General features: G+C 56.0%; 20 protein-coding genes. 15 read left to right on the forward strand and 5 right to left on the reverse strand.

Annotation, left to right across the window (positions count from 1 at the left end; genetic code table 11):
- Positions 1-27: 27 nt before the first annotated feature.
- Both JYG33_RS11725 and JYG33_RS11730 read right to left on the reverse strand, forming a co-directional pair.
- Positions 28-639 (reverse strand): glutathione S-transferase family protein, encoded by a 612-nt coding sequence (locus JYG33_RS11725; RefSeq protein WP_207872417.1) that lies wholly within the window; start codon positions 637-639, stop codon positions 28-30.
- Between the two features lie 10 nt (positions 640-649).
- The gene (locus JYG33_RS11730; RefSeq protein WP_243430160.1) at positions 650-1,621 is read right to left on the reverse strand and encodes a tripartite tricarboxylate transporter substrate binding protein; all 972 of its coding nucleotides are present in this window, start codon (positions 1,619-1,621) and stop codon (positions 650-652) included.
- 358 nt (positions 1,622-1,979) lie between these two features.
- Here JYG33_RS11730 and JYG33_RS11735 point away from each other — a divergent pair, with 358 nt between their 5' ends.
- From JYG33_RS11735 to JYG33_RS11805, 15 genes are all read left to right on the forward strand, one after another.
- Positions 1,980-4,238, forward strand: a complete 2,259-nt coding sequence (locus JYG33_RS11735; RefSeq protein ID WP_207872418.1) for a FepA family TonB-dependent siderophore receptor — start codon at positions 1,980-1,982, stop codon at positions 4,236-4,238.
- Between the two features lie 236 nt (positions 4,239-4,474).
- Positions 4,475-6,457 (forward strand): ligand-gated channel protein, encoded by a 1,983-nt coding sequence (locus JYG33_RS11740; protein ID WP_207872419.1) that lies wholly within the window; start codon positions 4,475-4,477, stop codon positions 6,455-6,457.
- A gap of 174 nt (positions 6,458-6,631) precedes the next feature.
- On the forward strand, positions 6,632-7,720 hold the full coding sequence (locus JYG33_RS11745; protein WP_207872420.1) for a hypothetical protein: 1,089 nt from the start codon (positions 6,632-6,634) through the stop codon (positions 7,718-7,720).
- A gap of 70 nt (positions 7,721-7,790) precedes the next feature.
- Complete coding sequence (gene selD / locus JYG33_RS11750) at positions 7,791-8,825, forward strand: selenide, water dikinase SelD (protein WP_207872421.1); 1,035 nt, start codon at positions 7,791-7,793, stop codon at positions 8,823-8,825.
- A complete protein-coding gene (gene mnmH, locus JYG33_RS11755) occupies positions 8,825-9,919 on the forward strand; it encodes a tRNA 2-selenouridine(34) synthase MnmH (protein WP_207872422.1) in 1,095 nt (364 codons plus the stop codon). Before selD ends, mnmH begins: the two co-directional genes overlap by 1 nt.
- Positions 9,920-10,100: 181 nt before the next feature.
- Entirely contained in the window at positions 10,101-12,362 is a 2,262-nt protein-coding gene (locus JYG33_RS11760) for a NosR/NirI family protein (protein WP_207872423.1), read from the forward strand.
- A gap of 61 nt (positions 12,363-12,423) precedes the next feature.
- The gene (gene nosZ, locus JYG33_RS11765; protein ID WP_207872424.1) at positions 12,424-14,328 is read left to right on the forward strand and encodes a TAT-dependent nitrous-oxide reductase; all 1,905 of its coding nucleotides are present in this window, start codon (positions 12,424-12,426) and stop codon (positions 14,326-14,328) included.
- A 7-nt stretch (positions 14,329-14,335) separates the two neighbouring features.
- The gene (locus JYG33_RS11770; protein WP_207872425.1) at positions 14,336-15,670 is read left to right on the forward strand and encodes a nitrous oxide reductase family maturation protein NosD; all 1,335 of its coding nucleotides are present in this window, start codon (positions 14,336-14,338) and stop codon (positions 15,668-15,670) included.
- Positions 15,654-16,571 (forward strand): ABC transporter ATP-binding protein, encoded by a 918-nt coding sequence (locus JYG33_RS11775; RefSeq protein ID WP_207872426.1) that lies wholly within the window; start codon positions 15,654-15,656, stop codon positions 16,569-16,571. Before JYG33_RS11770 ends, JYG33_RS11775 begins: the two co-directional genes overlap by 17 nt.
- Before the next feature lie 3 nt (positions 16,572-16,574).
- Positions 16,575-17,405: an ABC transporter permease gene (locus JYG33_RS11780; RefSeq protein WP_207872427.1), complete on the forward strand. Its 831-nt coding sequence runs from the start codon at positions 16,575-16,577 to the stop codon at positions 17,403-17,405.
- Positions 17,402-17,917, forward strand: a complete 516-nt coding sequence (locus tag JYG33_RS11785; protein WP_207872428.1) for a nitrous oxide reductase accessory protein NosL — start codon at positions 17,402-17,404, stop codon at positions 17,915-17,917. Before JYG33_RS11780 ends, JYG33_RS11785 begins: the two co-directional genes overlap by 4 nt.
- A 32-nt stretch (positions 17,918-17,949) precedes the next feature.
- Positions 17,950-18,960 (forward strand): FAD:protein FMN transferase, encoded by a 1,011-nt coding sequence (locus JYG33_RS11790; protein WP_207872429.1) that lies wholly within the window; start codon positions 17,950-17,952, stop codon positions 18,958-18,960.
- 89 nt (positions 18,961-19,049) lie between these two features.
- Positions 19,050-20,615: a glucose-6-phosphate isomerase gene (gene pgi / locus JYG33_RS11795; protein WP_207872430.1), complete on the forward strand. Its 1,566-nt coding sequence runs from the start codon at positions 19,050-19,052 to the stop codon at positions 20,613-20,615.
- 119 nt (positions 20,616-20,734) lie between these two features.
- Positions 20,735-21,046, forward strand: a complete 312-nt coding sequence (locus JYG33_RS11800) for an AbrB/MazE/SpoVT family DNA-binding domain-containing protein (protein ID WP_207872431.1) — start codon at positions 20,735-20,737, stop codon at positions 21,044-21,046.
- A gap of 5 nt (positions 21,047-21,051) precedes the next feature.
- Positions 21,052-21,432 (forward strand): PIN domain-containing protein, encoded by a 381-nt coding sequence (locus tag JYG33_RS11805; protein WP_207872432.1) that lies wholly within the window; start codon positions 21,052-21,054, stop codon positions 21,430-21,432.
- A gap of 39 nt (positions 21,433-21,471) precedes the next feature.
- Here the strand turns inward: JYG33_RS11805 and JYG33_RS11810 are convergent, their stop codons facing one another.
- The 3 genes from JYG33_RS11810 to JYG33_RS11820 are packed head-to-tail and all read right to left on the reverse strand — an operon-like array spanning position 21,472 to position 25,238.
- Positions 21,472-23,010, reverse strand: coding sequence for an LTA synthase family protein (locus tag JYG33_RS11810; protein WP_207872433.1), 1,539 nt, complete (start codon positions 23,008-23,010; stop codon positions 21,472-21,474).
- Positions 23,000-23,773, reverse strand: a complete 774-nt coding sequence (locus tag JYG33_RS11815) for an SDR family NAD(P)-dependent oxidoreductase (RefSeq protein ID WP_207872434.1) — start codon at positions 23,771-23,773, stop codon at positions 23,000-23,002. The genes JYG33_RS11810 and JYG33_RS11815 overlap by 11 nt, the downstream gene beginning before the upstream one ends.
- The gene (locus JYG33_RS11820) at positions 23,760-25,238 is read right to left on the reverse strand and encodes a glycosyltransferase (protein WP_207872435.1); all 1,479 of its coding nucleotides are present in this window, start codon (positions 25,236-25,238) and stop codon (positions 23,760-23,762) included. Before JYG33_RS11820 ends, JYG33_RS11815 begins: the two co-directional genes overlap by 14 nt.
- Positions 25,239-25,247: the final 9 nt, after the last annotated feature.

The raw sequence follows: 25,247 nt of genomic DNA on the forward strand, positions 1-25,247 counted from the left end.
AACTCCTTTTGTAAATTAATATCCTGCTCACAACAGCGGGACATAGCCCGCCAGGGCCTGCATACGCTCGAGCCAATGTCGTACCGATGGATAGGGGTGCAGGTCGTACCCGCCCTGCTCTGCCATGCAGGTATAGGGGAACAAGGCCACATCTGCGATGCTGGGCCTGCCCCCAACGAAATATCGATGCAACTGCAAGTGCACCTCCATCTGAGCCAGAGCTTTATCGCCCTGTTCGCGCCACACCAGCACCGCAGGATCATCCACCGTCATCGTCCCCCGCAACGCCACCCAAAGTCTGGGCTGCGCAAGGTTGGTCATATGCTGAGTCTGCTCAAAAGACAGCCACTGCAGCACCTGAGCCTGCGTTAGCGGGTCCGCAGGCAGAAAGTCTGTACCCTGCGCCAGATACCACAAAATAGCGGCCGACTCTGCCAGCCAGGGTCCTTCCCGGGTTCGTAGTACCGGCACCTGCCCCCAGGGGTTGATTTGCCGAAACACCTCGGTATCCAGATCCCCCTCCACAATAGACAGGCTGCGCCGCTGTAGCGCTATACCCAAATAACCGCACAACAGTCGTACCTTCCAGCCATTGCCGGTATGCACCGTGTCGATAAGCTCCAGAGCGGCGTGGTTCATGGTCTTTACCTCACTCAAGACTAATTTCTGCGGTCTGAACAATGCGCTGCCACTTGCTGCGCTCAGCCGCGATGAAGGTTTGATATTCATCTTGGGTGCCGGTGTAAACCTGGCTGCCCTGTTGCTCCAGATGGGTTTTGAACTCCGGGTTGGCCAGTGTCTTTTGCAATGCCGTCTCCAATACCGCAACAACCTCCTGTGGAGTGCCCGGCGGGGCCAACAACACGTTCCAGGAACTGATGCGCAGCTCCGCAGCCCCCAGCTCTGCGCTAGAAGGCACATCGGGAGCAGCTGGGGAGCGTTGGCTATCAGCCAGAACCAGGGCCTGAAGCTTGCCTGCGTTTACCTGCGGCATGATCACCGGAATTGCATCCATCACCATGTCAGCATGGCGGCCCACAACGGCACTGACCGCTTCCCCTCCGCTCTTGAAAGGGATGTGTCGCACATCAAGTTTCTCGGTCAGCTTGAAAAGCTCTACCCCTAAGTGCGGGGCACTCCCTATTCCTGCCGATCCGAAGTTAAGGAGCCCTGGCTCCTGACGCGCATGGGCAACCAATTGGGAATAGCCCTCCGTTCCCAAGTCCGAACGAACCGCCAGAACATACGGCGACCCCGTCACCATGCCGATGGGCACAAAGGCCTGCGGGTCGTAGTTGATTTTGGAAAGAATCAAAGGGTTGACCACCTGTGTGCCTACTGTCCCCATGAACACGGTGTAACCGTCCGCTTTCGCATTTTGTGCAGCCTGAGCGGCGATCATGCCTCCGGCTCCTGCCTTGTTTTCAACAATGACAGTCTGGCCCAACTCCTTGCCCAACTGCTGGGCAAGTAGGCGTGCCACCAGGTCGGTAATCCCCCCTGCACCAAAAGGCACGATCAAACGTACTGGCTGTGCCGGGAACGTTGTTGCTTGTACCGGACCCACCATCATCGTCAAGGCCGCCCACCCGGCCATCATCAAACCAAGCGTCTTTTTCACTGGATGTCTCCTGAACTTTTTAAGTTTGAATTGTTCAGGACACATTCTCATCAAAAATGACCCATCGTGTCAAATAGAACAAAAATGTCTTTGATGATTTTTTTAACGTATTAAAAAAATTAAATAAAACAGGAGCTCGCAATACTCAGAATGCTTTCCAAGAACTAAACCTGTCTAAAAAGCTACAAAAATATCCTTTAAGACAATTTGTGTCCTTTGCGCTTATTAATACCCCTCTTTTCTATGCGTGTTTCATACACCACAAATCCGTCAGCTTTCTCGACAGTCGTCACATTTTTAAACACAATCCGTATCGCGAACAATTCTCATTATGTTTATCGTTTACAGGGAAGTGATTATGAATGTATCGGCGCCTCCGGCTCGCCGCCCAATCTTTGCATTGGGCCTGCTCGCCACGGCTTTGGCAGCCAGTTTCAGCGCTAACGCGCAAACCTCCAGCGTCCGGGGTGGGGTGACCTCGCTGGAAGAAATTCGTGTACTGCCTTCGGCGGAAGAAGCTGTCAAACAGGCACCAGGCGTGTCCACCATTACCGCCAAGGATATTGAAAAACGTCCTCCCGCCAACGACCTGTCCGAACTGATCCGCACCATGCCTGGTGTGAACCTGACCGGTAACAGCCCGTCAGGTTCCTACGGCAATAGCCGTCAGATCGACTTGCGCGGCATGGGCCCGGAAAACACCTTGATCCTAATTGACGGCAAACCGGTCAGCTCGCGCGATTCGGTGCGTATGGGTCGTGATGGTGAACGTAACTCGCGTGGCGACAGCAACTGGGTGCCCGTCAACGCCATCGAACGCATTGAAGTGTTGCGTGGACCAGCCGCTTCCCGCTACGGTTCTGGCGCGGCCGGTGGTGTTGTGAACATCATTACCAAAGCCCCTACCGACACCTTCTCCGGCTCGGTGGCGGCCTACGGTTTGATTCCTGAAGACAGCAACTACGGCTCCACACGTCGTACCGGCTTTAACCTGTCCGGCCCTATCGCAGACAAGCTGTCCTTCCGCGTCTACGGCAATATCGCCAAAACAGATGCCGACAAACCTGCGCTGAACGCAAAGTCATCCGGCATTGACGTCAGCGACAAAAATGTTCCGCCCGCGGGGCGTGAAGGTGTTCGCAACAAGGACATCAACGGTTTGGTACGTCTGGACATCAACCGCGACCACCGCCTGGAGCTGGAAGGCTCGTTCAGCCGTCAGGGCAATATTTTTGCCGGTGAACGCCTGTTCTCCAACGCCAATGCCACCATTGCCTCGCTGGCAGATGACGGCGCCGAAACCAACATCATGTACCGCCGCGCTGGCTCGCTAAGCCACTATGGCGACTATGGCCAGGGCCGCCGTTCGCGCCTGACCTTTGCCTACGAAGGCACCACCAACTCCCGCCTGAATGAAGGCATGGCAGGTGCTGGCGAAGGCAGCATTTCCAACCCCGGAGCAGGCTCTGTTTCCGAGCTGCGTTCGCTGAATATCTCGGGCGAATACAACACACCGCTCCAGATCGCCAACAAACACGTGCTGATGACCGTGGGCTTTGAGCACCGAGATCAAAGCCTGGACGATGATTACGCCACACGCTCTGGCCAGACCATCAACAAGAACACCGACTCCAAGAGCAAAGCAAAAACCACGGCTGCTTATGTAGAAGGCAATATCGAGTTGACCGAGGCCCTGACCATCACCCCCGGTGTGCGTTTTGACCACCACAGCAAATTCGGTGATAACTGGAGCCCCAGCCTGAACGCCTCCTACTTCATCACCGAAAACATCACCTTGAAAGGCGGTATTGCCCGCGCCTTCAAAGCCCCTAACCTGTATCAGTCCAACCCCAACTACCTGTACCAGACACGCGGCAACGGTTGCCCCTACGACCCCGTAACCGGTCAACGTGTCAGCGGTCCTTGCTACATCTTCGGTAATGATGATCTGTCACCCGAGCGCAGCATCAACAAGGAAATTGGTCTGGCCTACGACAATGCAGGCTGGGCTGCTGGCATGACCTACTTCCAGAACGACTACAGCAACAAGATTGTGGCCGATATGGGCGACCAGACCATTCCTGACGCCATCTACATTGGCGGTTCGCTGGTGCGTCCGTTCCAGTGGGTCAACTCCGGGAAAGCTGTTATTCGCGGCCTGGAAGGTAACCTGACTATCCCGATTCTGGGCGAGAACGGTGACACTCTGAGCCTGAGCAACAACCTGACTTACATGATTACCAACAAGTCCAAGGAAACGAATCAGCCTCTGACCGTGATCCCACGCTACACCCTGAACAGCACACTGGACTGGCGCGTGAACGACAAGCTGTCCATGCTGGCTACTGCCACGCTGTATGGCAAACAAAAGCCACGCTCGCACAACCTGTCCAATAACTCGGAAGTGAAAGGCGATGGGCTGCGTGAGCGTGGTTCGTACGCCATCTTCGGTCTGAGTGGCGCTTACCAGATCACCAAATCCACCAACGTGCGTCTGGGTGTGAACAACCTGTTCGACAAGCGCCTGTACCGCGAAGACTCGGGTAGCGGCCAGGGTGCCAACACCTACAACGAACCGGGCCGCCAGTACTACGCAACGCTGACTGCCAGCTTCTAAAACCTGACGTCTCGCCTCCAGACTGCTTCCGGCGGTCTGGAGCTTTTTACTGGCCTAACGTCTCTTTTAAGCAACCAATATAAGAATTAGTCTCATTGTTATTCAATATATAAGCCATCAGGGTTGAATCGATAATGAGAATCGGTATCATTATTTTCGCTGTAAGGAAAACACTGCCATAAAGAGCAACGCAACCGCAGCACACGCTAAAAACAGACACAAATTGGAAGTCGTCAATGAAATCTCTATTTACCGTAAAGCGCTTGCCGCTCGTTCTGGCAAGCGTTTTTGCTGCCAGCGGTGCAGTTGCTCAAGAAAACACACCCGTTCAACTTAGCCCTGTTGTCGTTACCGCTTCGGGCTTCGAGCAAGACATTAAAGAAGCTCCTGCTTCTATTACCGTCATTACCCGCGAAGAGCTGGAAAACAAGTTCTACCGTGATGCCTACGACGCCCTGCAAGATGTGCCCGGCGTTATTGTGACCGGCGGTGGTGACCGTCGCGACATCACGATTCGCGGCATGAGCTCCAAGTACACCTTGATCCTGATTGATGGCAAACGCCAAAGCTCTACCGAAACACGTACCAACTCGGACTCCTCCGGTGTGGAAGGCGGCTGGACCCCTCCCCTGTCCGAAATTGAGCGTATCGAAGTCGTGCGTGGCCCCATGTCCTCGCTGTACGGCTCTGATGCCATGGGCGGTGTGATCAACATCATTACCCGTAAAGTGCCCAAGGAATGGGGTGGTTCCATTCGTCTGGACAGCACTTTGCAGTCGCACAGCCGCTCCGGCGATATTTTCCAGGGCAACTTCATGCTGGGCGGCCCGATCAAAGAAGGCGTGCTGGGCCTGCAGGTCTATGGTCAGCAAACCAACCGTAAAGAAGACGATATCTACAACGGCTATCGCAAGCGTGAATCCTTTGAAGTCGGTGCCAAGCTGAGCCTGACTCCTTCGGAAAACCACAGCTTTGTGCTCGAAGGCAGCACCAAGCGTCAGAAGTACAACTCCACACTGGGTAAAACGGTTGAGCCAGTGGCTCCCGGCACCTCTTGCGGTCGCTTCGGTTGCCCGGACAGTTCCGAAACAGATTACCGTGGCGAAAAAGTATCCTTGACCCACAGCGGCAACTGGGGCTTTGCAACGTCCGATACCTACGTGCAGCAGGAAGACTTCAACAACAAGTCGCGTGACATGCGCATCAAGAACACCGATGCACGTACCGCCTGGGTCGCCCCCTTGGGTGATCACCTGTTGACCGTTGGCGCCTCTTACCAACACCAGAAACTGAACGATCAAACGGGCAATCAGCTCTCTACAGGCATCAGCCGTATCAAGCGCACCCAATGGGCGCTGTTCATGGAAGATGAGTGGAGCCTGACCAACAGCTTCGCCCTGACCGGCGGCCTGCGTTACGATCACGACGAAAACTTCGGCAAGCACTTCAGCCCACGTATCTATGGCGTCTGGTCTGCCACAGACAACTGGACAATCAAAGGTGGTGTGTCGACTGGTTTCCGTGCACCGGACTTGCGTCAAACAATCCCAGGCTGGGGTCAGGTCAGCCGCGGTGGCAATATGTACGGCAATCCGGACCTGAAGCCAGAAAAATCGCTGTCCCAGGAATTGGGGGTGATGTACGACTCCCTGGAAGGCTTCTCCGCTGGCGTGACTCTGTTTAACAACGACTTCAAAGACAAGATCACTCGCGTTGCATGCCCGACCAGCAAATGTACGGATGGCCCTAACCAGTTTGGCTCCAACCCGACAACCTACGAGAACGTCGACAAGGCAGTCACTCGTGGCGTTGAAACCAACTTCAGTTGGGATCTGGCCAAGGACTGGACCTTGAAAGCCAACTACACCTACACCGACTCCAAACAAAAGAGCGGTCCCAACGAAGGTCAGCCTCTGAACCAGATGCCCAAGCACATGGCTAATGTCAGCCTGGACTGGCGTCCTACCGAGAAGATCAGCACCTGGGCTCGGGTGAACTTCCGCGGTAAAGAAAGCGAACCCGTCACATCCGCCTCTTCTTCAACGACCAAGGCCTCTTCCTACACCTTCGTAGACCTGGGTGGTACTTACAAGCTGAACAAGAACGTAGATCTGTATGCCGGTATCTACAACATCATGGACAAGCAAATTCGCTACGACGATTATGGCTACGTCGAAGATGGCCGTCGCTACTGGTTGGGCGTAGGCTTGCGTTTCTAAACGTCTTAAGCTTGTGCAAAAGGCCGACACCTCTGGTGTCGGCCTTTTTTATTGCCCCTCCCAGACTCATCCAACCCAACCCGATCGATAAGCCCTTCCTTCACACAACAGCGCTAGACTAAAGCCTGCCAGCCATCCAACCGGCTATAGAGTCACCACATTCGGGAGCTGATCTTGTTGTCCACCGAGCCTGACCTCGCTATCTACGCAGGCCCACGCGCCTACCGCCATATTCAAAGCCATGGTCTTCATGCCAAAGATATAGGCACCCTGATCGGCAGTGCAGGCGGACCCAAGGCTTTGGCGCTGACCGGACTGGATCAATATCTGTTCGCGGACTGGCTAAATAGACATGGCGAGCCCCTGTGGTTGTTTGGCAGTTCCATTGCTTCCTGGCGCTTTGCATGTGCGGCACAGAACGATCCCTACAAAGCCTTTGCGGACTTTGCGCAGCTCTACATTCATAGCCCCTTCCTGCCCAAATCCACGGTGGCGGACATTACACGCTCGACTCAGGCCATGCTCAAGACGCTGCTGGGCGACTCCGACACACAAGCCGCCATCCTGAATCATCCTCGCTATCGTTTTGCGATTACGGTGGCACGTAGCAAGGGCTGGGCGGGCTCCCGCAATCAGCGCCAATTAAGTGCCGCCTTGTTAAGCTGCATGGTCGGCAACTATCTACACCCTGCGATCCCGCACTGGTTCTTCGAGCGGGTCATCGTGCACGACACACGCAGCCCTTTACCCATTCACGGCAAACATCAAAGTCAGGCCCGGTACGCTGCGCTGGACCACGACAATCTGTTTGAAACCCTGGCCGCCAGCACCGCCATTCCATTAGTCATTGACGGCGTTGATGCCGCCCACAACTGGCCCGCCGGGTTGTACCGCGACGGAGGCCTGGTGGACTACAACTTCTGCGCTCTGGATCTGGACAGTCCAGGCCTGACGCTATTTCCCCATTTCACCCAAAAGATCAGCGCTAGCTGGTTCGACAAATACCTGCCCCGTTGGCAAAAGGCCCGCCGCCCCCACAATCTGGACAATCTGATTCTGCTTTGCCCGACCCCTACCTTCTACGAGCGTCTAAAAGACCGCAAAATCCCTGATCGCTCCGACTACAAGCGCCTATCAGACACAGAGCGTCGTCAGGCCTGGCAGAACTCGGTAGATCAAAGCCAGCGGCTGGGCGAGCAATTCGCGCAATGGGTGGCGGCGGATCAGTTTGCGCAAGTCGTGCGCCCACTGCCCTTCCCTTAAGTAAAAGCCTGCTGGAACAAAAAGCAATTTAGTATCATTTCAACTTCAACCTATTTCGCGGTGCGTGCTCATGGATACTCCCATTCGTCTGACCCAATACAGTCATGGAGCCGGTTGCGGCTGCAAGATTTCCCCCAAGGTACTGGACATTATCCTGGCGGGCAGCGGTGCCCAGAATCTGGACCCGAACCTGTGGGTCGGCAATACCTCGCGTGACGATGCGGCTGTCTACGGCATCGATGAAGAACGTGGCGTAGTCTCGACCACAGACTTTTTCATGCCCATCGTGGACGACCCCTACGACTTTGGACGCATTGCCGCGACCAACGCCATCAGCGATATCTACGCCATGGGCGGCAAGCCCATCATGGCGATTGCGATTTTGGGTTGGCCTATCAATGTGCTCTCCCCCGAAGTCGCCCGCGAAGTGGTGCGTGGTGGGCGTGCGGCCTGCGATGCAGCCGGTATTACATTGGCAGGCGGCCATTCTATTGATGCGCCCGAACCTATTTTTGGCCTGGCCGTCACTGGCGTGGTCAATAAAGGCCAGTTAAAACGCAACGACACCGCGACCGAGGGTTGCCAGCTCTATCTGACCAAGCCTTTGGGCATAGGCGTGCTGACGACGGCAGAGAAAAAAGCCAAGCTGCGCCCGGAAGATCAAAACCTGGCACGCGACTGGATGTGTACCTTGAACACCCCCGGCAGCCGCTTTGCACAACTATCCGGCGTCAAAGCCATGACGGATGTGACCGGCTTTGGTCTGCTGGGCCACTTGATCGAAATGGCCGATGGCAGCGGCCTGACGGCTCGCCTGAATCTGGACCACGTCCCCCTGCTGCCCGGCATTGAATACTACCTGGAACAAGGCTGCGTGCCCGGTGGCACACAACGTAACTTTGACAGCTACGGCCACCGCATCGCTCCCATCAGCCAGGAACAAATCAATATCCTGTGCGACCCACAAACCAGCGGTGGTTTGCTGGTGGCGGTTGAACCTTCTGCCACGGCCGAGTTCCTGGCCACCGCTGCCGAGCTGGGCCTGAAACTGGAAGCCATCGGGGAATTTATCCCCGCCAAAACCCACGCCGTCGAAATCGCTTGATGCGCCCTGATACCCACCATTACCGCGAGCTGTTCCTGAACGATGTGCCTTTGATGGACGCTCGCGCTCCCATCGAATTCAGCAAAGGGGCCTTTCCTGGTGCCTTGAACCTGCCACTGATGAACGATGAAGAGCGGCATCAGGTGGGTATCTGCTACAAGCAGCACGGTCAGGACGCTGCCATTGCACTAGGCAACAAGCTGGTCAGCGGCCAGATCAAGGCAGAACGCCTGCAAGCCTGGGCACAATTTGCACAAGCACACCCCGACGGCTATCTGTATTGTTTTCGAGGCGGCCTGCGCTCCCAGATCACACAAACCTGGCTGCGCGAAGAGGCAGGCATTCACTATCCTCGTGTGGTGGGCGGCTATAAAGCCATGCGCGGCTTTTTATTGAACAATCTGGAGCAGACTGTCAGCAGCGCCCGCTTTCAGGTTCTGGGCGGCATGACAGGCACGGGCAAAACCGATGTGTTGCAGCAACTGGAGCACAGCCTGGATCTGGAGGGCTACGCTCATCATCGTGGTTCCAGTTTTGGCAAACATGCCACCGAGCAGCCCAGCCAGATCGACTTCGAGCATCGTCTGTCCATCACCATGCTCAAAAAATCTGCACAAGGCCATCAAAGCTTTGTGCTGGAAGATGAAAGCCAGACCATAGGCCGTTGCAGCTTGCCACTAGGCCTGTATCGAGGGATGCAGCAATGGCCCATCATCTGGCTGGAGGACAGCCTGGAAAACCGCATTACGCGCATCGTGCGCGACTACGTCCAGAATCTGCACGCTGAATTCACCGCACAGCACGACCCGCAAACCGGCTTTGTCCTCTTTGCAGAACAGCTACGTCAAAGCCTGGGTCGCATCACCAAGCGATTGGGCCATCAACGCTACCAGCATTTGGCAGCCATCATGGACGAGGCCTTGCAGGAGCAAGAACGCAGTGGTGCGCTGGACGGGCACCGCGACTGGATTGGGGGGCTGCTGACGCAATACTACGACCCTATGTACAGCTATCAGCGCGAACAAAAAGCAGAGCGAGTCGTCTTCCAAGGCGATGCCGATGCGGTGCTGAAATATTTACAGCAACAGCACTAATCATCCCTTCGCAGGGCGCCGCCCGCCATCCAAGCCAGTCCGCACTGTCGTGAACAGGTTTGTGACACGCTGACACACGCCAGCGCGCACCCTTGTCAGAATCTGTCCTTGCTCTGACACAAAGAGTAAACAAAGGGTAACCCCTACCATCTCGCAAGAATCTTGTTGCAGGTGGTAAGAAATGACGTCCCTCAATCGCTTGGCCCGGCATGTGCAGTTGCGTACTCTCTGGCTCCTGCTGTTTGTACTCGCGGCCTGTTTAAGCAGCACTTCAGCACACTCTACTTCTCGCATTGCCCACTTCCTCCCGGACATTGCCCTCAACGAGGTTTACCCCACCGCCACGCATACCAGCGAGCCCTCAGGCACGCTACCCGTTGCCAAGGTCTTCAAGGACCAGGAGCAACTGGGGTACGTGTATGTCACTACAGACATCGTCAACACACGCGGTTATTCCAGCTTTCCCATCGACACTCTGGTAGCCATGAGCATGGATGGCAGCATCCTGGCTGCCAAGCTGCTGGAACACCATGAACCTATCGTGTTGATTGGTATTCCAGAGTCCCGCGTCGATGCCTTCATCCAAGGCTATGTCGGCCAGAACTACGTCAAGAACCGGCCTAAACCCGGTGCCCCTCCTCCCGTCGACATCATCAGTGGTGCCACTGTGACCTTGATGGTGGTGGGCGACAGCATCATGCGCTCCTCCCAGTTGGTAGCGCGGCAAGAGGGTATAGGCCAAGCGGCCGCCCCGGCTACGGCACAAGCAGCGGTCAAGCGCAGCATAGATACCAGCAATCACACTATTTCCAGTTGGGACGAGCTGATCCAAAGCGGTGCCATCCAACGCCTGCATGTCAGCGTGGCCGATATCAACCAGGCCTTTGTGGATAGTGGTCGCACAGAAGCCGCTGCCCATCCTCAGGAAGGCGCCCCAGAAGATACCTTTATTGATCTGTACGCGGCCCTGGTCAGCGTACCCAGTATCGGACAAAGCCTGCTGGGCGAGTCCGACTACAACTATCTGCAGCAAGAGTTGAAACCCGGTCAGCAAGCCATGCTGATTGTCGGCAATGGCCTGTATTCCTTCAAAGGTTCGGGCTATGTACGCGGCGGGATTTTCGACCGCATTGAAGTCATCCAGGATCTGGACAGCTTTCACTTCACTGATCTGGACCATCAGCGTTTGCCCGGCGTCAAAGCAGCCAATGCGCCCGACTTCAAAGAAGCGGCCCTGTTCAAGATCCCCGCTACTGCCACCTTTGATCCCGTCCAACCCTGGCGGCTGCAACTACTGGTACAGCGCGTCCTGAGTGTCAAAGACAAAGCCTTTGTCACGCTGAACCTGAACTACCAATTGCCCGAGGCCTATTTGACTGCGCCTCCTGCTGCAACGCCCGCCCCCGCTGCTGAACTTGCAGAGCCAGACGACCTAGAAACCGCCAGTGCTCCCCTGTACAAGCAAATCTGGGCTGGCAAGAAAGTACAAATTGCCGTGCTGCTGGTGTCTTTGCTGACCTTGGGCGGAGTCTTCTTCTTCCAGGACACACTGACCAAGCACGAAGTGTTCTACCGACGCTTCCGTATCGGCTTTCTGCTGTTCTCCCTGGTCTGGATTGGCTGGTATGCCTCGGCTCAACTTTCAGTCGTCAACGTACTCACCTTCTCCCACGCCCTGCGTACCGACTTCCGTTGGGAATACTTCCTGATGGACCCCTTGGTGTTCATCCTGTGGATCGCCACCGCCATCTCTCTGATTTTCTGGAATCGTGGCGCTTTCTGTGGCTGGCTCTGTCCCTTTGGGGCCTTGCAGGAACTGGCCAACAAGCTGGCACGCTTCCTGCGTATTCCTCAGATCAAGGTCGCCTACAGCGCGCATAAACGGCTGGTTGCCATCAAGTACGTCCTCTTCATTTTGCTTTTTGGCTTCGCTCTGTACGACATGGCTGTGGCTGAAAAGATGGCTGAAGTGGAGCCCTTCAAGACCGCCATCATCCTGAAATTCATTCGCGACTGGCCGTTCACGATTTTCGCTGTGCTGCTCCTGATTGCGAGCCTGTTTATCGAACGTTTTTACTGCCGCTATCTCTGTGCCCTGGGTGCCGCCCTGGCCATCCCCGCCCGCCTGCGCATTTTTGACTGGCTGCGTCGCTACCCCATGTGCGGCGACCCCTGTCAGCGCTGTGCCACCGACTGTCCCGTACAGGCCATTGAGCCCGAAGGGCCAATCAACCCTAACGAATGTATCCAGTGCCTGAACTGCCAGATGCTGTATCACCACGAGAAAAAATGCCCGCACCTGATTCAAAAGATCGCCAAACGCAAACGCGGTAAAGCGGCCCCGGTCGCCGTTGCCAGCACGCTGCAAGACGATGCTGCTCCACGCCCTACCGTGCGTCCACGCAGCCTTGATAGTTCCGATTCCACGCCAGCCACGCCGTGAGACGGCTGGGCGCACACCCAGCGCCAGTCGGCCACGTCATCACAAAAAGGAAGATCACACCATGTCCGAGAACAAGCAGGATAAACAGGGTTTGAGCCGCCGTGCCTTTCTAGGTACCGCCGCCTTATCCGGCGCTGCGGTGGTCAGCGCCACCCACATTGGCAACGCCTTGGCGGATACCAAAAAAGCACCGGACGGGCTCAACGCCCACATCGAGCCGGGCGAACTGGATCAGTACTACGCCTTTAACTCCGGCGGTCAGTCCGGCGAAATCCGCATCATGGGCTTGCCGTCCATGCGCGAGCTGATGCGTATTCCTATTTTCAATATTTGTAGTGCCACAGGCTGGGGGATTACCAACGAAAGCCGCCAGATCATGCGTGCCAACCTGACGCCTGAAACCCTGGCTTTTGCTGACTCCCTGGGCGGTATTTTGCCCAACGGAGATGCTCACCACCCTCATATGTCCTTTACCGACGGGACCTACGACGGCCGCTTCATCTACATCAATGACAAAGCCAATAACCGCGTGGCACGAGTGCGCTGCGATGTCATGAAGTGCGACAAGATCATTGAAATCCCTAATGCCGACGGTATTCACGGCCTGCGCCCCCAACGCTACCCACGCACCGGCTATGTGTTCTGCAACGGCGAGCACATTGTCCCCTTGCCCAATAACGGCACGATCTTTGGCAACCCAAAAGAAAACTACTTTTCCGTCTTTACGGCCATTGATGGCGACACCATGGAAATCGCCTGGCAGGTGATCGTAGACGGTAACCTGGACAATTGCGACGCCGACTACCAGGGCAAGTACGCGTTCTCCACCTGCTACAACTCCGAAAAGGGCCTGGATGTCGGCGAGATGAGCGCCAACGAGCAGGACTGGGCCGTGGTGTTCAACCTGAAGGCGATTGAAGACGGCGTCAAGAAAGGCGACTTCAAGGAAATGCAGGGCGTCAAAGTGCTGGATGGCCGCAAGGGCTCGCGCTACACCCGCTACATTCCCGTGCCTAACTCCCCACACGGTTGTAACGCCTGCCCCGACGGCATTCACGTGGTCTTTAACGGCAAGCTCTCGCCCACCGTCACCATGATCGATGTACGCCGCCTGGATGACTTGTTTGCCGACAAGATCAAACCGCGCGATTGCGTAGTGGCTGAACCTCAACTGGGCCTGGGCCCACTGCACACCGCCTATGACGGTCGCGGCAATGCCTACACCACCCTGTTTATCGACAGCCAGATCGTGAAGTGGAATATGGCCAAAGCCATTGAGGCTTACCAGGGCAAAGACGTAGACCCCATCATCCAGAAGCTGGATGTGCACTACCAGCCTGGCCACAACCACACCACCATGGGCGAGACCAAAGAGGCCGATGGCAAATGGCTGGTGTCGCTGAACAAGTTCTCCAAAGACCGTTTCCTGAACGTAGGCCCGCTCAAGCCAGAGAACGATCAGTTGATCGACATCTCGGGCGACGTCATGAAACTGGTTCACGACGGCCCAAGCTTTGCCGAACCCCACGACATGCTGCTAGTTGCAGCCGACAAGGTACGACCCAAGCGTGTGTGGACCCGTGATGACCCCTGGTGGGACAAGGCACGGAAGATGGCCGAGAAAGACGGCGTCACCCTGGAAGGGGCTTCCAAAGTCATCCGCGACGGTAACAAGGTGCGGGTCTACATGACAGCCGTTGCCCCTGTGTTCTCGGTGCCCAGCTTCGAGGTCAATCAGGGTGACGAGGTCACTGTCGTGGTCACCAATATGGAGATGATCGAAGACTTGACCCACGGCTTCACCCTGTCCGGCTACGGCGTGGCAATGGAAATTGGCCCACAGCAGACCAGCTCGGTGACTTTCACAGCCTCGCGTCCCGGTGTGCATTGGTACTACTGCCAGTGGTTCTGCCACGCCTTGCACATGGAAATGTCCGGCCAGATGAACGTGAAACCCAAAGCCTGACGGTGACATGAAGCCTTTCCGCCTACTCCCCACCCGTGCACGATGCGCCAGCCCAGCCCTTGGGCTGGCCCTGAAGCGGCTCACGGCCCTGGCCCTTGCGGCCAGTGGCCTGACAGCTCAGGCCGCCATGATCCAGGTGCCCGCCGACAGCGCGCTGCAAGCCATGATTGATGCGGCCCAGCCTGGCGACACCCTGGTTCTGGCGCCTGGCCGCTATCAGGGCAACATCATCGTGAACAAGCCTTTAACCCTTCAAGGCCCCAGTGACCGACAGGCCGTACTGGTCGGTGAACGCGAAGGCCGCACGGTTTGGGTGCAGGCGGAAAATGTGCAAATACGCCATATCACGGTCAGCAACTCTGGCTTGAGCTTGCCGGATATGGATGCGGGCATCTTCCTGGATAAACCAGCCCATAACGCCCTGATTGAAGAAAACGACATCCTCGACAATCTAGTGGGGGTATACGTCTGGGGGCCAAATAACGCGCTGGTGCAAAACAACACCATTGTGGGCAATAAAGAGCTGCGTCTGAATGAACGCGGCAATGGCGTCACCTTGTGGAACTCCCCAGGTTCACGCATTTTGCACAACGATATTTCCTGGGGACGCGACGGCATTTTTTCTAATACCAGCCGCGACAATGTCTTCAGCCACAACCGCTTTACCCAACTGCGCTACGCGGTGCACTACATGTACACCAACAATAGCGAGGTCAGCAGCAATATTTCCATAGGCAATGACATTGCCTATGCCCTGATGTTTTCGCAGTTCCTGACGGTACGCGAAAACATTAGCATCAACAGCACGCATCAAGGCTTGATGCTCAATGCAGCCCAGCAATCCACCATTACCGACAATATTGTCGACGGTGCAGAAAAAGGCGTCTTTCTCTATAACGCCAACTTCAATCAGATCCGCAACAACCTGATTCAGAACACCCAGATCGGCGTGCATTACACCGCCGGTTCCGAGGGTAACGAGATCACGGACAACGCCTTCATACAGAACCAGAATCAGGTGAAGTATGTAGGAACACGGTATCTGGAATGGTCCAGCAAAGGTCGGGGCAATTACTGGAGCGATCACAGTGCTTTTGACCTGAATGGCGATGGCATCGGTGACACCGCTTATCGCCCCAATGGCCTGATTGAACAACTGGTCTGGCGTGCCCCCTCTGCTCGCGTACTGTTGAACAGCCCCGCCGTTTCCATCGTGCGCTGGGCACAAACCCAATTCCCTGCCATTTTGCCCGGCGGAATCATCGACAGCGCACCGCTCATGCGTGCGCCGGTCAATCCCGTCTGGGAGCGCTACAAGGCCACTCATGACCCCATCCGATAAACACCGGGCCACAGCCCCTGTCGCGCTGTCCAACGTCAGCAAGCTCTATGGTCAGCAGCGCGCCGCCAACGCGGTGAACTTTGAGCTTTACCCCGGCCAGTGCACCGTGCTGGCTGGCCACAATGGCGCGGGCAAAAGCACAGTCATCAAACTGATTCTGGGCCTGATCCGTGCTGATGAAGGCAAGGTCACCCTGCTGGACCATGATGCCAGCTCCTCCCAGGCTGCCCGACTGCGCGCCCATATCGGCTACTTGCCCGAAACCGTCGCACTGCACCCTGCCCTGACCGGGACCGAAACATTGGCCTTTTACGCCCGACTGAAAGGCTTGCCTACCAGCGATAACCAGGCTTTGCTGGCACGGGTTGGCATTGCCCAAGCAGCTCACAAACGCGTCGGCACCTATTCCAAGGGCATGCGCCAACGGCTGGCACTGGCCCAAACCTTGCTGGGCAAACCCCGTGTGCTCTTGCTGGATGAACCGACAACCGGTCTGGACCCTGCCTCACGGCTGCTGTTCTACGACATCGTGCAAGAACTGCGCGATGCCGGAGCCACCATCCTGCTCAGCACTCACGCTCTGGCGGAGATGGAGCGTCTGGCAGACCGCATCATCGTGATGCAACAGGGACGCAAAATTGCCGATGGCACCCTGTCCGAACTGCGCCAGCACGCTGGCTTGCCAGTACGTATCCGCCTGACCGTGGAACAAATGCCCGACTCTGTGCCGCAACACTGGAAGGTCATAGCCGCAAACCGCCTGGAGCGTCACTGTACCGAAGCCGAAAAACTTCAGGTCCTGCGCGATGCCCATGCCATCCCCGGTCTCTGCGATCTGGAGCTGGAGTCTCCCGGTCTGGACGAGCTTTATGCGCACTTTTTGAAGCGCGAGGACTACTAAGCCATGAACCCTGTCCTGATCATCATCCAAAAGGAAGTGCGCGACGGATTGCGCAACCGCTGGGTACTGGCTGTGACCCTGCTGCTGGCGGCTCTGGCTTTATCGCTGGGTTTCCTGGGCAGCGCCCCCACCGGCAGCGTCAAAGTAGATCCTTTGACAGTCACCGTTGTCAGCCTGTCCAGCCTGTCTATTTTCCTGATTCCGCTGATCGCCATGCTGCTGTCCTACGACGCCATTGTGGGCGAGATCGAACGCGGCACCATGTCTTTGCTACTTAGCTACCCCGTCCATCGCTGGCAGGTTCTGGTGGGCAAATTCCTGGGCCATGCCTTGATCCTGAGTCTATCTACCGTCGTAGGGTATGGCCTGGCAGGAATCACCTTGCAGATGGCACATGGCGGCTTGGACTTCAGCGTCTGGACACCATTTCTAGCCATGATGGGTGCCAGCATCCTGCTCGGTGCCAGCTTCCTGTCCATGGGCTATTTCATCAGCACCCTGGTCAGAGAACGAGCCACCGCAGCAGGCTTGGCTATCGGCATCTGGCTGTTTTTTGTTGTGATCTACGACATGGCTTTGCTGGGCATTCTGGTTGCCGATCAAGGCGCCATGATCACCGCTTCCTGGCTGAACATCATTTTGCTTTTCAACCCTACCGACGTGTACCGCCTGCTGAATCTAACCGGCTATGAGAATGTCGCCATGTTCGCCGGTATGGCCGGTTTAAGCGAGCAAGCCCGTTTGCCCGCCAGTCTATTGATGGGAGTTTTGCTGCTATGGATCGCCGTGCCCTTTGGTCTGGCAAGCCTGGTATTCAAAAAGAAGGCTTTATGAAAAAACTGCGCAGCTTTTTATTGCTCTGCCTGGGCCTGATACTGGCCGCCTGCGGACAGCCCGAGCAAGTACAAGCACCACCTCCACCCGTCGTGCAGATTCCCCAGACGGCCGTAGGCCATTACTGCGGCATGTACCTGTTTGAGCATCAAGGCCCCAAAGGACAAATTCTCTTGCGCGAACGCGAGGCACCGCTATGGTTCACCACCATCCGCGAGGTCTTTGCCTACACCTTGCTACCTGAAGAATCCAAAGCCATTGCCGCCACCTATGTGCAAGACATGGCCCAGCGCGACCAGGACGGCCAGTTTCCCGAACAGGCATGGATACCGGCACAAGATGCCTGGTATCTGATCTACAGCCGCTATACCGGCGGCATGGGAACCATCGACGCTCTGCCCTTCAGCCAGGAGCAGGCTGCCCAAGACTTCCAGCAGCAACATGGCGGCCAACTGGTTCGCTTTGCCGACATGCCGGAGAACTACATCTTTGGTGCGGTCGCGCTGCCTTGAAACGCTTAATTTCCTGATTCCAGGTACTTGTCATGACTTCTACCCCCGTTTCCCGTCGTCGTTTTATCGGTATCGTGGCCGCCACCAGCGCCCTGACTTGCCTGCCATGGGCGGCAAAAGCGATGCAAGCGCCCGCCACCCTGCTCAGTTCCTGGCAGGGAGTGGCCTTGGGTGCCGATGCACAATTGCATATCCATCACCCCGACCCTGTTTTTGCGCAGACGCTGATCGACAATGCCTTGTCCGAAGTGCGCCGCCTGGAGCGGATATTCAGCCTGTACCAGGAAGACAGCGCCTTAAGACGCCTGAACCGCGACGGTTATCTGAAACAGGCCCCCGGAGACTTGACCCGCCTGTTGCTGGAATCGCAGCGCCTGAGCGACTTAACTCACGGCGCGTTTGACCCGACTGTGCAGGTGTTATGGGACTTGTATAGTCAGGCAGCACAACGTAGTAATAGCTCTTCCCGGCTTCCTACCGCAGTCGAGCTAAACCAGGTCCTGCGGCAAGTGAATCACAAGGCCATCCAGATTCAGGATGACACCATTCGTCTGAAGCGGCCCGGCATGGCGCTGACCCTGAACGGCATTGCGCAGGGCTACATTACCGATTGCATCACAGAACAATTGAAGCAGGCTGGCCTGGAGCATGCCCTGGTCGATATGGGTGAAATACGCAGCCTGGGCATGGCGCCGGGCGACCGCCCCTGGCGCGTCGGCTTGGCTGGCGATCAGGTGGACCGTACCAGCTTGCTGGATCTGGATGTACACAACCAGGCTGTCAGCACCTCCTCAGGCTCAGGAACAGCACTTAGCCGTGATGGCTCGGTCACGCATCTGTTCAACCCTGCCAATGGCCAAGCCCGTCCCTTGTATCGCAGCGTCTCCGTCGTAGCAGGCAATGCCACGATTGCCGATGCCTTGTCCACGGCTTTTTCCTGGATGTCACCCCAGGAGATTGCGCAGGTCTTGGCGACTGATCCCAGTCTGCGGGCTTGGGTCTTGCCCTACAAGAGCGAACACTTGGTACCCATCCACTCGTAAACACCCAGGCAAACCCGCTAGCGCGCAAACGCTCAAGTCTGACAAAGGCTCGTACAATGGCGGTTTCGTCCACTGCTGACTGATGCCCTATGCCAACGAGCCCCAAAAACCTTCCCTCTGCCGCTCCCTTACCCGGTCTGCCAGAATGGACGGGCTTTTGTGAGGCCGCCCTACAGGCTGATCAGTACGCCCTGGAGCTGCATTGTCTGAAGGCGGCAGGACTACAAGTCGACTTAAGCGGACAACGCCATTCCCCCGAACTACAAAAAGCGGGTGAACAACTATTAGTTGCGCGTAACTTTGATGCGGCCCGCAAATCGCTCTTGAGCGGCGGCATTGTCAACAACACGGAACACCGTGCCGCCTGGCATAGCGCCTTACGCGCACCCGCTCCCATGGCCGACGTCGCCAAAGAACGCGAGCGCATGAATGAATTCGTGCGCGTAGCCGACTCCGAGCGCCGCTGGCGCAACATCATTCATATTGGTATCGGTGGCAGCGACTGGGGAGTTCGCCTGTCTTTGGCTGCTTTTGGGTATCGCCATAGCTGGCGCAATGTGCGCTTTCTGGCCAATATCGACGGCCACGCCCTGGATCACGCCCTGTCGGGCATGGACCCCCATGACACACTGGTCGTGATCGCCTCCAAATCCTTCACCACCACCGAAACGCTGAAAAACGGCCAACGAGCCCTGGAATGGCTGCAAGCTGCGGGTGTCGCCAACCCTTACGAACAAATCGTGGCCGTCACCGCCCGCCCCGACACCGCATCGAATTGGGGTGTACCGCAAAAACAAATCTTCCAGTTCTGGGATTGGGTCGGCGGCCGTTTTTCGCTATGGTCTGCCGTCAGCCTGACCACAGCCTTAGCCGTCAGCAGCGATGTCGTCGCGGGCATGCTATCGGGCGCTGCCGCCATGGACCAGCACTTTCAGGAAGCCCCCATCGCCTCCAACGTGCCCGTCCAGATGGCCTTGTCTGGCGTGGTCAACCGCAGTGTGCTGGGCTATGGCTCCTTGAACATCTCACCCTACGACTTCCGCCTGGGCAATCTGGTGCCCTACATCCAGCAACTGGATATGGAGTCTTTGGGTAAATCCGTCACCACTAGCGGCGAACCAGTGGGAGTCGCCACCGGCGCAGCCGTCTGGGGACTGGCTGGCACAGACGCGCAACACACCTTCTACCAATGGTTGCACCAGGGCAGTGATGGCGCTCCTGTGGACTTCATCGTGTGCCAGCAGGCAGACCACCAACAGCCAGAACACCACAATCTGCTGCTGGCCAACTGCTTGGCGCAGCGCGAAGCCCTGATGCGCGGCAAGACCTACGAACAGGCGCTGGCCGAATGCCAAAGCCAGGGCGACCAAGCCGCCGAGCTGGCCCACCACCGAGTGCACTCAGGCGGACGTCCAAACACCTTAATCGTGTTGCCGCGCCTGAATCCTTTCTCATTGGGTGCCCTGCTGGCCTTGTACGAGCACAAGATTTTTGTGCAGGCCTTGATCTGGGGGATCAACCCCTTTGACCAATGGGGTGTGGAATACGGCAAGGTTCTGGCAAATGGGATTTTGCAGGAACTTGCAGGGGAGAAGGACGCCTCTGCCGAGCATGATGTTTCTACGCGGCATTGGATAGACGCTTTCAAGCGCTAAGTTCGCCTGTTTAGCTACGCACCCTAATTTCCATATATATCAGAAACTTAAGGTGCCACTTTACCGCCTATTTCTTGAGTGTATACTATCCGTATATACACGAAGTTATGGAGGTAGCTATGCGTACCAACGTAAAACCACCTATCAAGAAGACCCACCCTACCAGCAAGACAACAAGCGTGTTCATGAGCGGAAATAGTCAGGCAGTACGTTTACCTGAAGGTTTTCGGTTCGAGGGAAAAAGGGTCTTCATACGACGAGACCAGTTTTCTGGCGATGTCATTCTGTCTTCCAAGCCAAGAGGTTGGGATCATTTCCTAAATGTAGCGGCAAATACTGATCCTGCTGAGTTTGAAGGCTTCCTAGAAGATCTGAACAGAGATCAAGAGCCTGCGCCCGAAAAAGATTATTTTGCCGGGTGGGAAGAATGATCTACATGCTAGATACCAATGCCGTTTCTAATGCCGCCATGAATAGAGGCAAGGTGCGGGAAACTATGCTGGGGCATAGCCCCAGCACTATTTTTGTGTCCAATATTGTGCTGGCTGAGCTAATGTACGGCTTTGCCAAGAAATCCAGACCCACCTTACAAGCCACCACAGAAGCTCTGTTAAGCACAATGACGGTACTTGATTGGGACAATTCCGTTTCTGATGTTTATCCAGCTTTCCGCGTTGGGATAGAGACCAGGGGTCGATCACTCTCATATATGGACATGCTTATTGCAGCCCATGCCCATTCAATTGGAGCGATCCTAGTTTCCAGCAATGCGGGGATGCATAACGCCCTGGCGGACAATGTTGTTGACTGGTACTAAAGCTGGCAATAAGCATTAAAACAGCAGAAGAGAAAGCGCCTACTTGACCATCACTCCACTTAAACGCATCCACTGCCCCGCCAGATCATGAATCGCCGCATCCTGATGCGGCGCCCCCGACTGATCTCCAGTCGAGTTCCAGATAAAGTAATCCACATCCCCACATGGCGTGCCCAAGGCGGCATACACCGAGGGCATGATGGGGACATGGTCGCCATACCAGCACAGGCTGGCTGGCCGTTGTGATGTGCTCAGAGCCTGCCGCAAGCGTGTCAGCATGGCATCGGCATTGCGAATATGGCGTAGATAAATCGTCAGGTCTTCGCAAGCCGCGGGCGGTGCCTGGCGATACAGCTTTTCTATATCCCCGGCCGCCACCTTCTCCAGATGCAAAGGCCCATGATTTTCCATGGTGATCACATGAATAAAGACCGGCCCCTGAGCCTGTTCCAGCTCGCTGGCGACTTTATCTGCCACCGCCTGATCTCCGATATAAGGGCCGTTGCGCTCTATATCACCAAAGGCCTTGATATCCAGAAACTCATCAAAACCAAACAGTGGGAACACACGATTGCGTTGGTAGAAGCTGGCGGGATAAGGATGAATGCAAATCGTGCGATAACCTTGGTTTTTCAGCCAGGAGGCCAGGGTCGCCACTGACCATCCCGCACAAACCGCACGATACGGATTGAATCTATGAACGCCCAGAGCGGTGTTCTCGATGCCACTCAAAAAAGAGAACTCGGACCGTACTGTGTTTGCTCCCCAGGCGGGAACATGCAGATGGCCGCAGGCGCTGGCTTGTGATTTGAAACGATCAAACTCCGCCAGAATCTCTGGCCGTATTCCATCCCAAAGACGGCGAGCATCAAAAAAAGACTCGCTTTGTACAGAAACCAGATGCGGCTGCTCCGTCAAGGACTTAGCGCCTGACAAAGCCTGCGGGACCTTATCCGCAAAGGGAGAGGATAAAGTCGGACGCTGCCGCCCTTGCTGCCAATAACGCCAGAAGCTGGCTAACAGCCCTAGGGCCTGCACATCCTGCTCCGGTGCAATCTGCACCGCCAAACGCTCACTACTTCCCCAAAGCAGCAAGCCCATGCTGAGCACAAAAAGCAGAGCCAAAGCCCCCCACTGCGCTGTCCAAGCAGCCCGCAAGGCGGGAACTGTTTCCAGCCACAAACCAATCGTCAGGGCGGCAATAAAGCCCGCTGCTGCCAGAAAAAACTTGCCCCAGCCCAGAAACGGAATATAGAGCCGAGGGTGACGGATCGCATCCGTAAAATACTCGTAGTCCTGGAACACAAAAGCTTCACGCAAAGCCTTGAACTTGGCATTGCTGACTACAACCAACAGCAGAAAAAATGCGCACAGCAAGGCCGTGGCAAAAATAGGCCGCCCCAGCACAAAAACCAGCACGACATACGCCAAGCCATACAGGCCGACATGTAAAGCCCATGCCGCTGCGGGACGCCGCAAACTGGCCGCGGTTTGCAAAAAACGCTCCAGCCCGACTGTCAGAGCCAGTCCCGACACGGCAGCCAGGATTACAGTCCAGAATCCGGGCTCAAGCGTCATAACCAATCTTGCTCAGAATAAAGACGGAGACTCGGGCAGGCAGGACCGCCAAAAACCAGCAGCCGAGATTAAGAGGGAAAGGAAAGCTGATGCGCGCTTTATTCGCTTCAAGACCACGCGCAATACGTTGAGCCGCCCGCTGTGGAGACCACAAGAAAGGTTTAGGGCCGGGCATGGCATCACACATAGGCGAGCTGACGTAGCCAGGCATCACCACATTGATCTTGATTCCTTCAGGAGCCAGCCAGCCGCGCAAGCCTTCACCGTACGCTTTGACTGCAGCTTTGCTGGCGCTGTAAGTCGGCGTGGTGGGTAAACCAAAATAAGCTGCCAGCGAACTCATCAACGCGATCTGTCCACTCCCTCGAGCCCGCATGGCAGGCAACACAGACTGCACCACACGCAGCGTTGCCTTCACATTAATATCCAGCAGCAGCTCGGTATCTTCCCAGGCCTCGGGCTCGCCATTGGGGCCAACGTGAATGTTCATGCCTGCATTCACAATGACAAGATCGAACGCAGCGCATTGTGACAACCAGCTATGCAAGGCATCCAGATCCCGTAAATCGAGTTGATGGGTCTGAACTTGCGCGCCCGCCTGTCGGCAGCGCTCGGCCAAGGGTTCCAGAATGGCGGCATTGCGACCGTGCAGAATTAATTCCGTACCAGGCTTGGCATAGTGCAGCGCCAGCTCGCCACCAATTGCACTGGTGGCACCGGTAATCAGAACTCGTTCCTGCCCTGCTGGTTCAGCTACGCTCACGCGTTCTCCTTTCTTGAAAGGACCAGTACAAAACCATGCCAAAGCCTACGCAAACCGTCGCATTAAGGGGTATCAACAAATAATTGCCCATGCGTATGGCCACATACAGGGCCAATGCCGAATACAGAAAAGTAAACACTTCACCGATCAACAAATACAGATTGATGCGGGGCTGTCTTGCCGCTTTCTCGCCTGCACCTTTGGGCGTGCGGTTAAATTCCCCATACACCTTGAACGCCGCACGCACGCCACCGACAAAATAATACCAAGCCATAGGCGGGAACATGGCGACATACAAATAGGTATGCCACACGGTTCCCAACACACCGGGCCGATCATCAAAGCGCGCTCCCTTGCGAGCCCCAAAGGCATTATTCAAGGCCCAAACCGCCACCAGCAAAAAGAACAGCGGTGCGCCCCAGCGCAAAACCACATGGTCAAAATCCAGCAAGTAATTCAGTGGCAGGCTCAACAAGATCAAGGCATAAATAGACGCCAGCATGACCGATGAAAACATCATGGAAAACGCATGCATACGCTTCATCAAGGGCATGTCCTGATGCCACATCTGCCCCAAATGCTTGAAGGCACTGTGGATCAAACCCCGGCCCCAGCGCTCCCGTTGCACCCGAAAGGCGCTGATGTTCTCGGGCAAGGTAGACATGGAGACCACATCACGCAGATAGGCATACTTCCATTCGCCAAATTGGGCCCGATAACCCAGATCTACGTCCTCGGTAATGGTGGAGGCATTCCAGCCCCCCAAAGCCTCTACACACGCGCGCCGCCAGACGCAGGAGCTACCGCTTAACGAGGCCATATCTCCGTCTTCGCTCAAGCCTACTGTCACATACTGCTGGTGGCCCATTTCCATAGCCTGAAAGCGGGTCAGGAAAGAATGATCGCGGTTCTCATAGCCAATGCCGGTTTGTAGAAAACCTAACTTCTCGTCCCTGAAAGGTGGAATGGTTTTCTTCAAAAAATCGGCAGGTGGTAAAAAGTCCGCATCAAAAATCGCAAAAAACTCGCCCTGAGAATGCTGAATACCATGCACCAGATTCCCTGCTTTGTAACCAGAGCGATCTGTACGCTGAATCCGGCGAATGGGTAGGCCCTGACTGGCTAACTGATCAACTTTATTTTGTGCCAACAGAGCAGTCTTATCCGTGGAGTCATCCAGCACCAGAATTTCCAGAGCTGACACCGGATAATCCAGCCGACAAGCCGCATCGATCAAGCGCTCCACCACCGCCGCTTCGTTATAAATCGGTAATAAAACACTGACCTTGGGATACCATTCCTGCTGCAAAGACACAGGCGACTGCACCAGCTCGCTTAACTTGCGACGTTCCACGCGCCGCGAGATCAGCAACACCCGCAGCTCCAGAACCACGTACAGGGCAAAAGCCCCTACCACCAATAAGAACAGCGCCTGAATCAGGTACGCAAAAACACTCACAATCATGGAAACAAG

This window comes from Alcaligenes sp. SORT26, assembly GCF_017377875.1.
Taxonomy (GTDB): Bacteria; Pseudomonadota; Gammaproteobacteria; order Burkholderiales; family Burkholderiaceae_B; genus Alcaligenes; species Alcaligenes parafaecalis.

Bases quoted from the DNA above. Each gene is read 5' to 3' on its own strand.
- JYG33_RS11725 (WP_207872417.1), bottom strand. From the start codon at position 639: ATGAACCACGCCGCTCTGGAGCTTATCGACACGGTGCATACCGGCAAT.
- JYG33_RS11775 (WP_207872426.1), top strand. From the start codon at position 15,654: ATGACCCCATCCGATAAACACCGGGCCACAGCCCCTGTCGCGCTGTCC.
- JYG33_RS11760 (WP_207872423.1), top strand. From the start codon at position 10,101: ATGACGTCCCTCAATCGCTTGGCCCGGCATGTGCAGTTGCGTACTCTC.
- JYG33_RS11735 (WP_207872418.1), top strand. From the start codon at position 1,980: ATGAATGTATCGGCGCCTCCGGCTCGCCGCCCAATCTTTGCATTGGGC.
- JYG33_RS11740 (WP_207872419.1), top strand. From the start codon at position 4,475: ATGAAATCTCTATTTACCGTAAAGCGCTTGCCGCTCGTTCTGGCAAGC.
- mnmH (WP_207872422.1), top strand. From the start codon at position 8,825: ATGCGCCCTGATACCCACCATTACCGCGAGCTGTTCCTGAACGATGTG.
- JYG33_RS11820 (WP_207872435.1), bottom strand. From the start codon at position 25,238: ATGATTGTGAGTGTTTTTGCGTACCTGATTCAGGCGCTGTTCTTATTG.
- JYG33_RS11805 (WP_207872432.1), top strand. From the start codon at position 21,052: ATGCTAGATACCAATGCCGTTTCTAATGCCGCCATGAATAGAGGCAAG.
- pgi (WP_207872430.1), top strand. From the start codon at position 19,050: ATGCCAACGAGCCCCAAAAACCTTCCCTCTGCCGCTCCCTTACCCGGT.
- selD (WP_207872421.1), top strand. From the start codon at position 7,791: ATGGATACTCCCATTCGTCTGACCCAATACAGTCATGGAGCCGGTTGC.
- JYG33_RS11780 (WP_207872427.1), top strand. From the start codon at position 16,575: ATGAACCCTGTCCTGATCATCATCCAAAAGGAAGTGCGCGACGGATTG.
- JYG33_RS11790 (WP_207872429.1), top strand. From the start codon at position 17,950: ATGACTTCTACCCCCGTTTCCCGTCGTCGTTTTATCGGTATCGTGGCC.
- JYG33_RS11800 (WP_207872431.1), top strand. From the start codon at position 20,735: ATGCGTACCAACGTAAAACCACCTATCAAGAAGACCCACCCTACCAGC.
- JYG33_RS11770 (WP_207872425.1), top strand. From the start codon at position 14,336: ATGAAGCCTTTCCGCCTACTCCCCACCCGTGCACGATGCGCCAGCCCA.
- nosZ (WP_207872424.1), top strand. From the start codon at position 12,424: ATGTCCGAGAACAAGCAGGATAAACAGGGTTTGAGCCGCCGTGCCTTT.
- JYG33_RS11785 (WP_207872428.1), top strand. From the start codon at position 17,402: ATGAAAAAACTGCGCAGCTTTTTATTGCTCTGCCTGGGCCTGATACTG.
- JYG33_RS11810 (WP_207872433.1), bottom strand. From the start codon at position 23,010: ATGACGCTTGAGCCCGGATTCTGGACTGTAATCCTGGCTGCCGTGTCG.